This window comes from Variovorax sp. Soil_C_19, from assembly GCF_057657255.1.
The window spans coordinates 433,529-446,409 of the sequence record NZ_JBDGIV010000003.1 but is presented as its reverse complement, the minus strand read 5'-3'; the positions used below and the strand labels follow the sequence as shown (position 1 = coordinate 446,409).

Sequence of the window (12,881 nt, the reverse complement as noted above, 5' to 3'; positions counted from 1 at the left end):
CGAGCCATGCACCATTCCGCACGCCCATCTTTCGCCCGCTCCCATCTGCTCTCGTCACTGCTCGCGGCCACCGCGGTGGGCCTTGCCGGCTGCGCTGCCAGCCCCGCGGCGAAGGCACCGCCACAGGCATCGGCACCAGCGCCTGCGAACCGGGTCGCAGCACCAGCGCCATTGCCAGTGCCACAGGACGGCGCTGCCGTCGAGCAGCAGTTCGCCCAGTGGGTGGCCGATTTCCGCACCAGTGCGCGCGCCGCGGGCATCGGCGAAGCGACGCTGCAGTCGGCATTCGCCAACGTGCAGTACCTGCCGCGCGTCGTCGAGCTCGACCGGGCCCAGCCGGAATTCACGCGCACGGTTTGGGACTACCTCGACAACGCCGTCACGCCGCAGCGCGTGGCCACGGGTCAGGAGCGGCTGCATCAGGTGCGCGCCGAAACCGAGGCGGCCGCCGCGCGCTACGGCGTGCCGCCGGCCATCGTCGTCGCCATCTGGGGCATGGAAAGCAACTACGGCGGCAACTACGGCAGCACCCCGGTGATCGACGCGCTCGCCACGCTCGGCTTCGACGGACGCCGTGGCGACTGGGCCCGCCGCGAACTGCTCGCGGCGCTCAGAATCCTCGAGGGCGGCGACATCGCGCGCGAGCGGATGATCGGTTCCTGGGCCGGCGCGATGGGCCAGACCCAGTTCCTGCCGTCGAACTTTCTTGCGTACGCGGTCGATGCGGACGGCGATGGGCGGCGCGACATCTGGGGCAGCATGGCCGACGTCGTGGCCTCGACCGCCCACTTTCTCTCGCGCTCGGGCTGGCAGGCCGGCCAGCCGTGGGGCGTCGAGGTCCGGCTGCCGGCGGGCTTCGAGCCCGGCCGCGCCGACATGGCGGTGCGCCAGTCGTCCGCGCAATGGGCGGCCGAAGGCGTTGCGGCCATCGACGGCCAGCCGCTGCCGGCCCTTGGCGACGGCGCGATCCTGCTGCCCGCGGGCGCGCGCGGGCCGGCCTTTCTGGTCGGGCCGAACTTCCGCACGATCCTGCGCTACAACAATTCGACCAACTACGCGCTCGCAGTCGGCCTGCTCGCCCAGCAGCTGGCCGGTGGCCCGGGCGTGCAGGCCGCGTGGCCGCGCGATCTGGCCGCGCTGTCGCGCAGCCAGACGACCGAGCTGCAGGCCGCGCTCAACCAGCGCGGCTTCGCGGCCGGCGCGGCCGATGGCGTGATGGGGCCCGCCACGCGCGATGCGCTGCGCCGCTGGCAACGCAGCGTGGGCCTGCCCGCGGACGGCTACCCGAGCCTCGAACTGCTGCAGCGCCTGCAACAGCAGCAGCCCTGAGGGCGGCGTCCGCTAAAATCGCGGCCGGGTGCGAAGCCGCGAGCGCGGCAACGCAGGTTTCATGCGCTGGTCGGGCCGCCACGCAGATCCATCACGCCATCGCCACCCATGCAAGAGTCCACCATGCAGTACATCGCTGCTGCACTGTTCGCCGTCGCCCTCATCCACACCTTCGCAGCCAAGCAGTTCGAGCGGCTGTCGCATCGCTACCCGCGCCACGCGGGGCTGTTCCACCTGCTCGGCGAGGTCGAGGTCGTGTTCGGCTTCTGGGCCATCGTGCTGGTGCTCACGATGGGCGTGGTCATCGGCGGTGACGCGGCGCTCGGCTATGCCGAATCGCGCAACTACACCGAACCGCTGTTCGTCTTCGTCGTCATGGTGGTTGCCGCTTCGCGGCCGGTGCTGGCCACCGTCATGTCGGTCGTCAACAACATCGCGCGGCTGGTGCCGGTGCCCACGCCTGTGGCCACCGCATGGCTCGGGCTGGCCGCGGTGCCGCTGCTCGGCTCGCTCATCACCGAACCCGCGGCCATGACCATCGCGGCGCTCATGCTCGCGCCGCAGATCTTCCGGCCCCAGGTGCCCGAGGGCGTCAAGTACTTTGCGCTCGGCGTGCTGTTCGTCAACATCTCGATCGGCGGCACGCTCACCTCGTATGCCGCACCGCCCGTGCTGATGGTCGCCACCACCTGGCAGTGGGACAGCGCCTTCATGCTCGCCACCTTCGGTTGGAAGGCTGCCGTGGCCGTGCTCATCAATGCGACCGTCGCCACATTCGTGCTGCGCCGCCACCTGCCGATTGGTGCCGCGGGCAACCAGCTGGCCGGTGCGCCGGTGCCGGCCACCGTGGCCGCCACACACCTGGTGCTGCTCGCGGGCATCGTGCTGTTCGCGCACCATCCGGTCGCGTTCCTCGGCCTGTTCCTCATGTTCCTCGGGTTCACGCAGGCGTATGAGCGCCATCAGAGCCCGCTGATCATCAAGGAGGCCCTGCTCGTCGGCTTCTTCCTCGCGGGCCTGGTGGTGCTCGGCGGCATGCAGCGCTGGTGGCTGGAGCCGGTCGTCTCGAGCCTGGAGCCGGTCGCGCTGTTCTTCGGCGCGCTGGGCCTCACCGCGATCACCGACAACGCGGCGCTCACCTACCTGGGTTCGCTGATCGCCAACATCTCGGACGAATCGAAGTACATGCTCGTCGCCGGCGCGGTGGCGGGAGGCGGCCTGACGGTGATCGCCAACGCGCCCAATCCCGCGGGCGTGGCGCTGCTCAAGCGCGGCTTCACCGACGAGACCATCGGCGCGGGCGGGCTGCTGCTCGGCGCGCTCGGGCCCACGGCCGTGGCGGCCGCGGCGTTCATGCTGCTGTAGTCATTCGGCCACGCTGGCGCGCTCGGGCCGCGCAGGTCCGCCGCAGGGATTTGCTGACCCGGTCCAGCCTGTCATCATTCGTGGCTGAATGACCAAAAAACTTACATTTGACGCAAGCCTGCTCGACCGGGCGCGGCAGGTGCTGGCCGGCTCCGATGGCACGCTCACGGCCGCAGCCGCCACGCCCGAGGCTGGCTGCGTGGCGTTCATTGCGTTGGGCGACGGCACGAGCCGCGCGCGCGTGGTCGCCGGCCGCGGCGCCACGGCCGACGAGGCCTGGGAACGTGCCACCGACGCGGCCACCGCGCTTGCCAAGCGCATCGGCATGCAGCCCCTGCGCCTGCGCGCGGAACTGGTCGACCAGGTCGAGCCGATGCGATGGAGCGCGCTGAAGGCCCGGCTGGCCGGCACCAAGCGCAACTACTTCCACCAGGGCGTGTCCTTCGATGCGCACTTCGATGTGGCACTGCTCGCGCCCGAGATCCACGGCAGCGCTGTCTTCTACAACGGCAGCGTGGAACATGCCGAGCCGAACCCGGGCAACCTGCGCCTGCATGCGAAGCGGCGCTTCGGGCGCGAGCTCGACTTTCCCGCCGACGACGATGCGCCCGTCTGGTGCTTCACCACGCGCGGTGCCTACGTCGATGCCGAGGGCGCGTGGCCGATCACGGCCGAGGGGCAGGCCGCCGGGTACCGCGTGCTGTCCGACTGGGACGCGCCGCAGGTGCACCGCCTCATCGACAGCGCCAGCGACTACCTCGCGGCGCAGGTCAAGCCCTCGGGCGAGTTCCACTACGGCTGGTTCCCGTGCTTCGACCGCGCGATTCCCACCTACAACACGCTGCGCCACGCCAGTTCGACCTATGCGCTGCTCGAGGCCTGGGAGCTGACCCGCAGCGACACGCAAAAGGCCGCGATCGACCGCTCGCTGGCCTTCCTCGCGCAGCGGCTCATCCGCCAGGTCAGCCTGCCCGACGGCACCCGCGCCGCCTACCTGCTGGACATCGGCAACGAGATCAAGCTCGGCGGCAACGCGGTGTGCCTGCTGGCTTTCGTGAAGTACACCGAGTTGACGGGCGATGCGCAGTACCTGCCGCTGCTCGAGCAGCTCGCGCTCGGCATCCAGGCCATGCAGGACCCGGCGACGGGGCGCTTCGTGCATGTGCTGAACCATCCGGCGCTCGACGTGAAGAGCGCCTTCCGCGTCATCTACTACGACGGCGAGGCCGCCTTCGGCCTGATGCGCCTGTACGGCCTCACGCGCGATGCGCGCTGGATCTCGGTGGTCGAGAAGGCCTTCGTGCACTTCATCGCGGCCGAGCACTGGCAGGCGCACGACCACTGGCTCAGCTACTGCGTCAACGAACTCACGCGCTACCGGCCCGAGACGCGCTACTACCGGTTCGGGCTGCAGAACGTGGCCGGCTACCTCGACTTCGTGCTCGAGCGCATCACCACGTTTCCGACGCTGCTCGAGCTGATGATGGCTGCCCGCGAGATGGTGGCGCGCATGGCGGCCGATCCCGCATTGCAGCCGCTGCTCGACGGCTTCGACCGCGCAAAATTCGACCGCGCGCTCGAGCACCGCGCGCGCTATCTCGCCAACGGCCACTTCTGGCCCGAGCTGGCGATGTTCTTCCGCAACCCCGACCGTATCGCGGGTTCGTTCTTCATCAAGCACCACAGCTTCCGCGTGCGCATCGACGACGTGGAGCATTACCTGTCGGGGTATGTGGCGTACCTGCGCTTCTTGCAGAGTGGCGAGCGCAATCGCGAATCGGCGCCGCAGTTGTCGCGCGATGCGGGCCCCGTCGTGGCCTGGGGCGGCGACGTGAACCTGGGCCGCCGGCAGCACTATCGCACCGCGGAGCTGGGCTTGCCTGCCGTGCTCGGCGGGGTTCCGGTGCTGGGCGAGGCGGACCTGCGCATCGTCAACCTCGAATGCGTGGTGGCGAGCCGCGGCGAACAGGGCAGGGCCAAGGGCGAAGGCGGGCCGCACTACTACCGTGCGAGGCCCGAGATGCTGCGCATCCTGGCCGAAGCGCGCATCGATCTCGTCGCCACGGCCAACAACCACAGCGGCGACTATGGCGCCGAAGCGCTCGCGGAGCAGGCGGCGCTGCTCGACGCCGCCGGCATCGGGCATGCCGGCTCGGGCCCCACGCTCGAAGATGCACTGGCCCCGGTGCTGCGCCGCGCAGGCGCGCTCAACGTGGCGCTGTTCGCGATCGACACCACGCAGCACCGTTTCGCGGCCGGCGAGGCAACGCCGGGCAATGCCTACCTGCCGTTGTCCGCGCCTTCCGCATGGATCGCATGCCTGGCACCGCGGATCGCCGCGGCGCGCGAAAAGGCGCACGTGGTGCTGGTTGCCGTGCATTGGGGAAAGAACCAGGAGGCCGCACCCGACGCCGACGAGATCGCCGTCGGCCACGCGATCATCGAGGCCGGTGCCGATGCGGTGCTCGGCGCTTCGGCGCATGTCCTGCAGGGCGTCGAGATCCACGACGGCCGGCCGATCGTCCACGATGCCGGCGATCTGCTGTTCGACGCCATGCGCCGCGACGATGACCTGGGCGGGGTGTTCTCGCTGCAGCTCGGCGCGGAAGGCGTGCGCCGCGTGATGTTCACACCCGTCGCCACGGGGTTCGGCACCACGGTGCAGCTCGAAGGGGAGCGCGCGCGCGCAGCGGCCGATCGCTTCGTCCGGAAGTGCGCATCGCTCGGTTCGGTGTTCACGCCCTGGGCCAACGGCCAGTGCGTGATCGACCTGCAGCCGCCGCCCCGGCCCGAGCGCGCGCTGCCGCTGCTTCCGGCCGTGGTCCATCGCCCGGTGGCGATCGCGCCGGTGGCACAGCCTCATGCGCAATGGCAGGTTGCAGCCGTGCCGACCGACGCGGCGCTCGAATCGCCGGTTTCCCTCGGGCCGCTGCGCCTGCTCGGCGTGCGCGTGGCGCCGCAGGCCATCGAAGGGCGCCGCCCACTTTTCGTGGAGACCTTCTGGCAGCTCGACCAGCCCACCGATGCCGACTGGCGGCTCGATGTGCGCGCGGTGCCCGCCGCGCCGGCCACCATGCCGGTCTGGGGTGTCGGCATGGACCATGACCCGTGCGACTGGATGTGGCCCACGAGCCGCTGGGAGCCTGGCCGCATCTACCGCGACTTCCACTCGCTGCGGCCACCGCCCTCGGCGCAGCTGCACGATGCGCTGCTGCAGATCGAGGTCGGCCTCGCGGGCCCCCATGGCGCACGGGTCGAACGCGTGCGCCTGCCCCGGCAGGTGCCCTTCGCCGCACGGCCGGGTGCAACCACAGCGCACGCCACCACCGAACGCAGGGCGCCTGCGCCGCGCTACCGCGTCACCCCGCCGGATGCGCTGCCGCCCGACCTGCCCGATGGCCCGGCACAGACATGGAACGCCGCCCAGCTGGCCGTGGCGACCGGCGGCACCTGGCTCGTCGAACCGCCCCCGGGCTGGTTCGTGCGCTCCGTGGTGCGCGGCGAAAAATTCCTGGGCCTGCTGCCGGCGCCGGCGCTGTTCGTTGCTTCGGACGCGCAGACGCGGGCCCTGCACGAACGCTATGCCGCGCCGCAGAGCGCGCGAGCCGTGGACTGGTCCGAACATGTGGTGCGGCTGCAGCCGCGCCTGGCCGGCGCGATGCTGAGCAAGCCGGTGGCCGGGCTCGATCCGGCGCTGCCCGTGCTGCACGTAGACGATCCGATCCAGGCGCTCATCGAGCTGGGCGCTGCGGCGCGGCAGCGCTTGCAGGGCCGGGTCGTGGCCATCACCGGCAGCGCTGGCAAGACCTCGGTCTGCCGGATGCTCGACCATGCGTTCTCGGCCTCGCTGCGCGTGTTCTCGACCGTCGACAACTACAACTCGCGCGTGGGCATGCTGGCCATGCTCGCGAATGTTCCGGCGCGCACCGACCTCGTGGTGCTCGAGGCTGCCGTCAGCGGCATCAATGCGCCGGACTACCAGAACATCAAGCTGGTCCGTCCCGACCTGGCCATCATCACCAACATCGGCCCTTCGCACCTGGACGAGGGCCGGACCGTCGAGGACATCGCGCGGCGCAAGGCCAACATCTTCGAGGGCATGCGCCCCGGTGCCTGGGCCGTGCTGTGCGCCGACAGCGATCACTTCGAGTACCTGCTGGGACGTGCGCAGGCGCGGCATCTGCAGGTCGTTACGTACGGCATGTCCGAAGCGGCGGACATCCGGCTCGACGCGCACGATCCGGCAACGGGCCGCGCCACGGTCACCCACGGCGAGCGAAGCTTCTCGTACCTGCTCGGCGCGAAGGGGCGGCACATGGCGGTCAACAGCCTCGTGTGTTTTGCGGTGGCGCACGCACTGGCGCTCGACGACGCCCGGGTGCCGGCGCAGCTCGCGTCCTTCGCGGCCGTGGCCGGGCGAGGGCAGACGCTGGATTTCGCACTCGACGGGCGGCGCTTCCGGGCGATCGACGAGACCTACAACGCCAATCCGCTGTCGATGGCGATGGCGCTTGCGATGGTCGCCGAGGAGCCTGTGCGCGAGGGGCGCAGGCTGCTCGTGCTGGGTGACATGCTGGAACTGGGAGCCGATGGCGCGCGCTACCACGAGGCGCTCATCGCGCCGATCGTCCGATGCCAGCCCGCACTCGTCTTCCTGCGCGGACCGCAGATGCACGCGTTGCGAGATCGGATCGCGGCGGCGCTTCCGCCGACGACGATCGTGCACGCACCCGATACGCTCGCAGCGCTTCAGCGGCTGTTGCTTGCTGCCATCGCCGACGGCGACCTCCTGCTGCTGAAAGGCTCCAACGGCATGCAGCTGTGGGAACTCGTGCGATCAATGACGGCGCTGCAGCAACAACAGCCAGCGGTGGTGATCCGGCGCGCGGAGGCACGGCCTGCCGCGACAGGGCCCTCGGCGTGCGTCTGATGCCGGCATGGCCGACGCGTCGGCCATCGCATTCCGCGGTGGCGGGGCGCATGCTGGCACTCGTGGCGCTGACGCTGGCGCAGACCGCCTGGGCGCAGTTCGACGGCCGCGCGCCCCGAGCCGCCGCGGGCATCGCCGAAGACGCCCCGCTCGCATGGAATCAGCCGCCGGTGCGCGCTACCTGCCCCGACCGTTTCGGCCACCTCTGGGTGCAGCCCGCCGAAGGCCCCGCCTGCATTCGCTACTTCGCGAGCAGCGACGTCGATGGCGCGCGGCTGGCGATCGTTCAGCTCTCGGGCGACCGCGACAGCCTCATGAACCGGCCGCCCGCGCAGATCCCCGGCAACACCGGGGCGCTGCGCACGCTCGACGCCGAGCGCAGCCGCGACCGCGCCGGTGTGCCCTGGGTCTTCATGGCGCGGCCGGGCACCTACGGTTCGTCGGGCGACCACGGCAAGCGGCGCGAAGCGGCGGAGTTCCATGCGCTCGACGCGGCGCTCGATGCGTTGATGCAGCGACATCGGCTGCAGCGCATCGTGATCGTCGGCCACAGCGGCGGCGCCACCGCGGGTGCGGCGCTGCTCACGCTGGGCCGCCAGCGCATCGCCTGCGCGGTGCTGACCTCGGGCGCCTACGGCCTGCTCGAGCGCGCCCGCCGGCTCGGCAAATCACGTGGCGGCCTCAGCGACACCACGGGCAGCACCCGGTTCTACGATCCGCTCGCGCACGTCGACGGCATCGCGCCCGATCCGCTGCGGCGCATCGTGCTGATCGGCAACCGCGACGACCGGAACACGCCGTTCGACCTGCAGGAGCGCTTTGCCGAGGCGGTCGCCAAGGCGGGCCACCGCGTGGAGATCAAGACCCATGCGGCCGAGCCGCCGCAGTACCACGACCTCACCGACCGCATCGCGCTGCGCACCGCGTCGCGCTGCGCGCGCGAGGCGATGTTTCAATAGCGGCAGACTGAGCGACAAGAAGGAAAGACATGGCTCCGACGATCCCCCGCGGCATCACCTCGCGCGAATTCGGCCGCATGCCCGACGCCCGCGTGGTCACCGAATACACGCTCGACAACGGCCTCGGCCTGCGCTTGTGTGCCATCAACCTCGGCGGCATCGTCACCGCACTGCATGTGCCCGACCGCCACGGCCAGAGCGGCAACATCGTGCTGGGCCTGCCGACGCTGGCCGACTACCTGGCGCCGCATCCGCACCTCGGCACCATCGTCGGACGCCATGCGAACCGCATTGCACAGGGCCGCTTCACGCTCGACGGCCAGCCGCACCAGCTGTCGGTGAACGATGGTGACCATTCGCTGCACGGCGGCCGGCATGGCTTCGGCACACGCTTCTGGCAGATCAAGCCCGTGCCTGCCGACGAGTCGCCCGGCGCCGTCGCGATCGACCTGCGCTACACGAGCGCCGATGGCGAGGAAGGCTATCCGGGCACGCTTCAGGTGGCGGTGCGCTATGCGCTGAGCACGCGCGAGAACACCTGGCGCATCGACTACCGCGCCGAGACCATCGACCGCCCCACGGTGCTGAACCTGACGCACCACGACTACTTCAATCTTGCCGGCGGCAGAGGCACGGTGCTGGACCACACGCTCACGATCGCCGCGAGCCGCTACTGCCCCGTGGACGCCGGCCTGATCCCGCTCGGCGAGGCGCCAGTGGACGGCACGCCATTCGACTTTCGCGCGCCGCGGGCCATCGGCGAGCGCATCAGCGAGCCGCGCGCGCAACTGCTTGCGGCCGGCGGCTATGATCACAACTGGGTGCTGGATCGCGCGGATGCGAACGGCTTGGCGCTGGCTGCCCGCGTCGCGCATGCGCCCTCCGGGCGCGTGATGGAAGTGCACACCACCGAGCCCGGCGTGCAGTTCTATTCGGGGAACTTCCTCGACGGCAGCTTGCGCGGCAGCCACGGCGAGCCGCTGTTGCGCGGCGCCGGCTTATGCCTCGAGACGCAGCACCATCCCGACGCGCCGAACCGGCCGGAGTTTCCGTCGACCGTGCTGCGACCCGGCGAGCGTTTCGACAGCGCGACCGAGCACCGCTTCGGCCTGCTCGGCTGAGCGGGCCCGCCGCTTCAGCGCGGCGGCGGCGGCGCCTGCACCATCGCCGCCACCAGGCGCCGCACGATCGGCAGCAGGCCGAGCAGCGCAGGAAAGGCGACCAGCCACGACACGCCCCACGCGGCCATCCACTGCGGCAGCAGCCCGTCGTTGAAGCCGACACTCTTGAGCGTCGCAATGCCCGCGACGATGCACGACATGAAGACCGACAACAGGAGCGGCATGAGGACGCCGGCCCAGCGCGCGGGCAGCTTGCGCGCGGTCATCGGGAAGGCTGGCTTGCGGCCAGTTCGCGGATGTAGTCGCCGAGCGTGCGCGCCGGGCGGCCGAGGATCGCCTCGAGCGTGAGCGCATTGCCGCCGAGGCCGTGAGCCGCGTAGTGGGCATGCACCCTCGAGAGCAGGACGAGCTGCTGCGCGTCATAGGGCGGGCGCGCCACGGCGACCCACTCGTCGAAGGGCAGTTCCGCCGCGCGCACCGGCCGCCCGAGTGCCTCGGCGGCCAGGGCCGCGATCTCGACGCGGTTGAAGCGTCCCGGTGCGCACAGTTCGAAGCTGCCGTACGCCAGGCGGTCTTCGGTCAGCGCGATGGCGGCTGCTTCGGCCACGTCGCGGTAGTCCACGCGCGCGATGCGCGTGCCGACCGGGTAGGGCTCGGCGAAGATGCCGTCGCGTGCGATGGCGGTCCAGGCGGACTGCAGGTTCTGGAAGAAGTTGGCCGGGTGCAGCAACGTGTAGTCGAGCGTCGATTCGAACAGCGCCGTTTCCACCGGCAGCTTGCTCGCGTGGTTCGCGAGCGTGGCGTGCGTGGGCTGGATCACCGAAGAGAAAACGAACTTGCGCACGCCCGCGGCCTGCGCCGCCGCCGCCATGCGGCAGCCCATGTCGGCCTCGTCGGGCTGGAAGGCCGGGCCGATGTGGAACACGCCGTCGCAGCCCGCCGCCGCGCGCGCGAGGCTCGCGCCGTCGCGCAGGTCTGCCACCGCCACCTGGTGTGCGCCACGCTGCAAGGCTGTCGCGGTGTCGTCCGGCCTGCGCACCAGCGCGCGCACGGTGGCACCGCGCGCGGCGAGTGCCGGCACCACGAGGCCGGCGACCCGGCCGGTCGCTCCGACCACCAGCACGGTGGGTTTTTGTCGTTCCATGGATGATTCCTTTTTTCTCTTGATTGCCTGCGAAGCGGCCATCGCCGCGGAACCGCAAAGATAGGGAAGGCATGCGCACCGGAGAATCCGCGCGCCGCGCCAAGAACCTTCATCCAGACCGGAAAGATGCATGGACCAGCTTCAGGACATCCGCGCCTTCGTCGCCATCGTCGACCACGGCAGCCAGAGCGCAGCCGCGCGCCAGCTGGGGCGCTCGGTGCAGTCGATCAGCCGTTCGCTTGGCATGCTCGAGCGCAGCCTCGGCGTGCAGCTGCTCCGCCGCACCACGCGGCGCTCGTCGACGACCGAAGTGGGGCGCAGCTACTACCGTCGCGTGCAGGCCGCGCTGGCCGAACTCGACGCAGCGGGCGCCGAGGCGAACAGCCAGCGCGAAGCGCCCAGCGGACTGCTGCGCGTCGCTGCACCGGTGGAGTTCTCCGCGTCGTACGTGGTGCCGCTGGCGGGCGCGTTCATGCAGCGCTACCCCGGCATGGCGGTGGACCTCACGGCGTCCGACCGGTTCGTCGACCTGATCGAAGGCGACCTCGACCTCGCGATCCGCATCGGCGAGCTGCCCGATTCGGAGCTCGCGGCGCGGCGGCTCGGCGCACTGCGGCGGGTGGTGTTCGGTGCGCCGTCGTACTTCGAGCGGCACGGAAGACCCGCGCGGCCCGAGGACCTCGCGGCGCACGAATGCCTGGTGCGCACCACGCACGGCAACGACGGGCACTGGCCGTTCTCGATCGACGGCCGGCGCGAGCGCGTGAAGGTGTCCGGCCGGTTTCGCGCCGACAGCACCGCCGCGCTCTACGCGGCGGCGACCAGCGGCATGGGCCTGTTCTTCACGCCGCTGTGGCAGATCCGGCATCTGGTCGCGAGCGGCCAGGTCGAACTGGTGCTCACCGCGTTCGAGGCGCCGCCGCTGCCGGTGCATGCCGTGTGGCCTGCGGCGCGCGGCAGCTTCGCGCGCGCGAAATTGTTCGCCGACTTCGCCGCAGAGAATCTGCCGCCGCTCTGACCGATCGGCAGCGCCCGCCGCTTCAACCCGCGAACAGCGCGGCCGGCAACCCCGGGCTTGCGATGCGCACCTTGAACAGGCCGCCCGCGAGCGGCTCGGCCTCCAACTGCTCGGGCGTGAGGCCGCTGCGCGCGGTGCTGATGTAGAGCGTGCACAGGTCCGCATCGCCGAAGGCGCAGTTGGTCACGTTGCTTGCGGGCAAGGCGATGCGGCCGAGCTCGTCGCCACTTGCGGGGTCGTGGCAACTCACGCAGCGGCCGCCCCAGCGCGCGATCCACAGCCGGCCGGCGGCGTCGGTGGTCATGCCGTCGGGCAGGCCTTCGCCCGCGCCGAAGCGCAGCCACACGCGCTTGTTGTGCACCGTGCCGGCCGCGGCATCGAAGTCGTAGGCATAAATGCAACCTTCGGCCGTGGCGTTGAAGTACATCGTGCGTTGGTCAAGCGACCAGGTCGGTCCGTTGGTGACCGCAAAGCCGTCGTCGTGCCGCGTACAGCGGCCGTCGGCATCGAAGCGGTAGAGCGCGCCGGTCGGCGCCTGGCAGTCGAAGTCCATGCTGCCGCCCCAGAAGCGGCCCTGCCGGTCGCACTTGCCGTCGTTGAAGCGGTTGCCCGTGCGCTCGGTCTCGGGCTGGTGCAGGTAGCGCGGCGCGGCGTCGGCGGCGGGGTCGAACAGCGCGAAGCCGCGGCGCAGCGTGACGATCAGCCCCGGCGCCTCGGCGCGCTCGGCCAGGGCGGTGATCTCCTCGTCGAACTGCCAGCTGCGGCGCGCGCCGTCGCGCGGATCGTGGCGGTAGAGCCGGTGCTCGAGGATGTCGACCCAGTACAGCACTTGGTCGCGCACGGACCACAGCGTGCCCTCGCCGAGCGTCGCGCCCGCGGGCCACAGGCATTCAGGCTGGCCGAGGATGGTCGGCGCGGCGAGCGCGCTGCCGCCGTTGTCGTGGTTCATGTGCTTGTCTCCTTCTTCGTTGTTGTGTGTCGCGGCCTTGACGCGGCGGATCGTATCAAGGCATAT

9 protein-coding genes are annotated in these 12,881 nt (G+C 70.8%); 6 read left to right on the top strand and 3 right to left on the bottom strand.

Going from position 1 to position 12,881, the window contains the following annotated elements:
* Window positions 1–6: 6 nt before the first annotated feature.
* The 5 genes from AC3A6R_RS09480 to AC3A6R_RS09460 all read left to right on the top strand — a co-directional run bounded on the left by AC3A6R_RS09480 (window position 7) and on the right by AC3A6R_RS09460 (window position 9,704).
* Window positions 7–1,329 (top strand): lytic murein transglycosylase, encoded by a 1,323-nt coding sequence (locus AC3A6R_RS09480; RefSeq protein ID WP_487864344.1) that lies wholly within the window; start codon window positions 7–9, stop codon window positions 1,327–1,329.
* A 108-nt stretch (window positions 1,330–1,437) separates the two neighbouring features.
* The gene (locus tag AC3A6R_RS09475; protein WP_487864343.1) at window positions 1,438–2,694 is read left to right on the top strand and encodes a putative Na+/H+ antiporter; all 1,257 of its coding nucleotides are present in this window, start codon (window positions 1,438–1,440) and stop codon (window positions 2,692–2,694) included.
* Window positions 2,695–2,782: 88 nt separating this feature from the next.
* On the top strand, window positions 2,783–7,624 hold the full coding sequence (locus AC3A6R_RS09470) for a CapA family protein (protein WP_487864342.1): 4,842 nt from the start codon (window positions 2,783–2,785) through the stop codon (window positions 7,622–7,624).
* Window positions 7,625–7,674: 50 nt separating this feature from the next.
* Window positions 7,675–8,583 (top strand): alpha/beta hydrolase family protein, encoded by a 909-nt coding sequence (locus tag AC3A6R_RS09465; RefSeq protein ID WP_487864341.1) that lies wholly within the window; start codon window positions 7,675–7,677, stop codon window positions 8,581–8,583.
* Between the two features lie 29 nt (window positions 8,584–8,612).
* On the top strand, window positions 8,613–9,704 hold the full coding sequence (locus AC3A6R_RS09460; RefSeq protein ID WP_487864340.1) for an aldose epimerase family protein: 1,092 nt from the start codon (window positions 8,613–8,615) through the stop codon (window positions 9,702–9,704).
* Between the two features lie 14 nt (window positions 9,705–9,718).
* On the opposite strand, the gene AC3A6R_RS09455 is transcribed toward AC3A6R_RS09460, so the two are convergent.
* A complete protein-coding gene (locus tag AC3A6R_RS09455; RefSeq protein WP_487864339.1) occupies window positions 9,719–9,970 on the bottom strand; it encodes a DUF2798 domain-containing protein in 252 nt (83 codons plus the stop codon).
* On the bottom strand, window positions 9,967–10,848 hold the full coding sequence (locus AC3A6R_RS09450) for an NmrA family NAD(P)-binding protein (RefSeq protein ID WP_487864338.1): 882 nt from the start codon (window positions 10,846–10,848) through the stop codon (window positions 9,967–9,969). The genes AC3A6R_RS09455 and AC3A6R_RS09450 overlap by 4 nt, the downstream gene beginning before the upstream one ends.
* A gap of 130 nt (window positions 10,849–10,978) precedes the next feature.
* Between AC3A6R_RS09450 and AC3A6R_RS09445 the strand changes: the two genes are divergently transcribed.
* Window positions 10,979–11,866 carry a LysR family transcriptional regulator gene (locus tag AC3A6R_RS09445; RefSeq protein WP_487864337.1) on the top strand — a complete coding sequence of 296 codons (888 nt, stop codon included), beginning with the start codon at window positions 10,979–10,981 and terminating at the stop codon, window positions 11,864–11,866.
* A gap of 22 nt (window positions 11,867–11,888) precedes the next feature.
* On the opposite strand, the gene AC3A6R_RS09440 is transcribed toward AC3A6R_RS09445, so the two are convergent.
* A complete protein-coding gene (locus AC3A6R_RS09440; protein ID WP_487864336.1) occupies window positions 11,889–12,815 on the bottom strand; it encodes an SMP-30/gluconolactonase/LRE family protein in 927 nt (308 codons plus the stop codon).
* Window positions 12,816–12,881: the final 66 nt, after the last annotated feature.

Excerpts from the sequence above, each read along its gene's own strand:
- AC3A6R_RS09445 (WP_487864337.1), top strand. The coding sequence starts at position 10,979 with ATGGACCAGCTTCAGGACATCCGCGCCTTCGTCGCCATCGTCGACCAC.
- AC3A6R_RS09470 (WP_487864342.1), top strand. The coding sequence starts at position 2,783 with ATGACCAAAAAACTTACATTTGACGCAAGCCTGCTCGACCGGGCGCGG.
- AC3A6R_RS09450 (WP_487864338.1), bottom strand. The coding sequence starts at position 10,848 with ATGGAACGACAAAAACCCACCGTGCTGGTGGTCGGAGCGACCGGCCGG.
- AC3A6R_RS09475 (WP_487864343.1), top strand. The coding sequence starts at position 1,438 with ATGCAAGAGTCCACCATGCAGTACATCGCTGCTGCACTGTTCGCCGTC.
- AC3A6R_RS09440 (WP_487864336.1), bottom strand. The coding sequence starts at position 12,815 with ATGAACCACGACAACGGCGGCAGCGCGCTCGCCGCGCCGACCATCCTC.
- AC3A6R_RS09460 (WP_487864340.1), top strand. The coding sequence starts at position 8,613 with ATGGCTCCGACGATCCCCCGCGGCATCACCTCGCGCGAATTCGGCCGC.
- AC3A6R_RS09465 (WP_487864341.1), top strand. The coding sequence starts at position 7,675 with ATGCTGGCACTCGTGGCGCTGACGCTGGCGCAGACCGCCTGGGCGCAG.
- AC3A6R_RS09480 (WP_487864344.1), top strand. The coding sequence starts at position 7 with ATGCACCATTCCGCACGCCCATCTTTCGCCCGCTCCCATCTGCTCTCG.
- AC3A6R_RS09455 (WP_487864339.1), bottom strand. The coding sequence starts at position 9,970 with ATGACCGCGCGCAAGCTGCCCGCGCGCTGGGCCGGCGTCCTCATGCCG.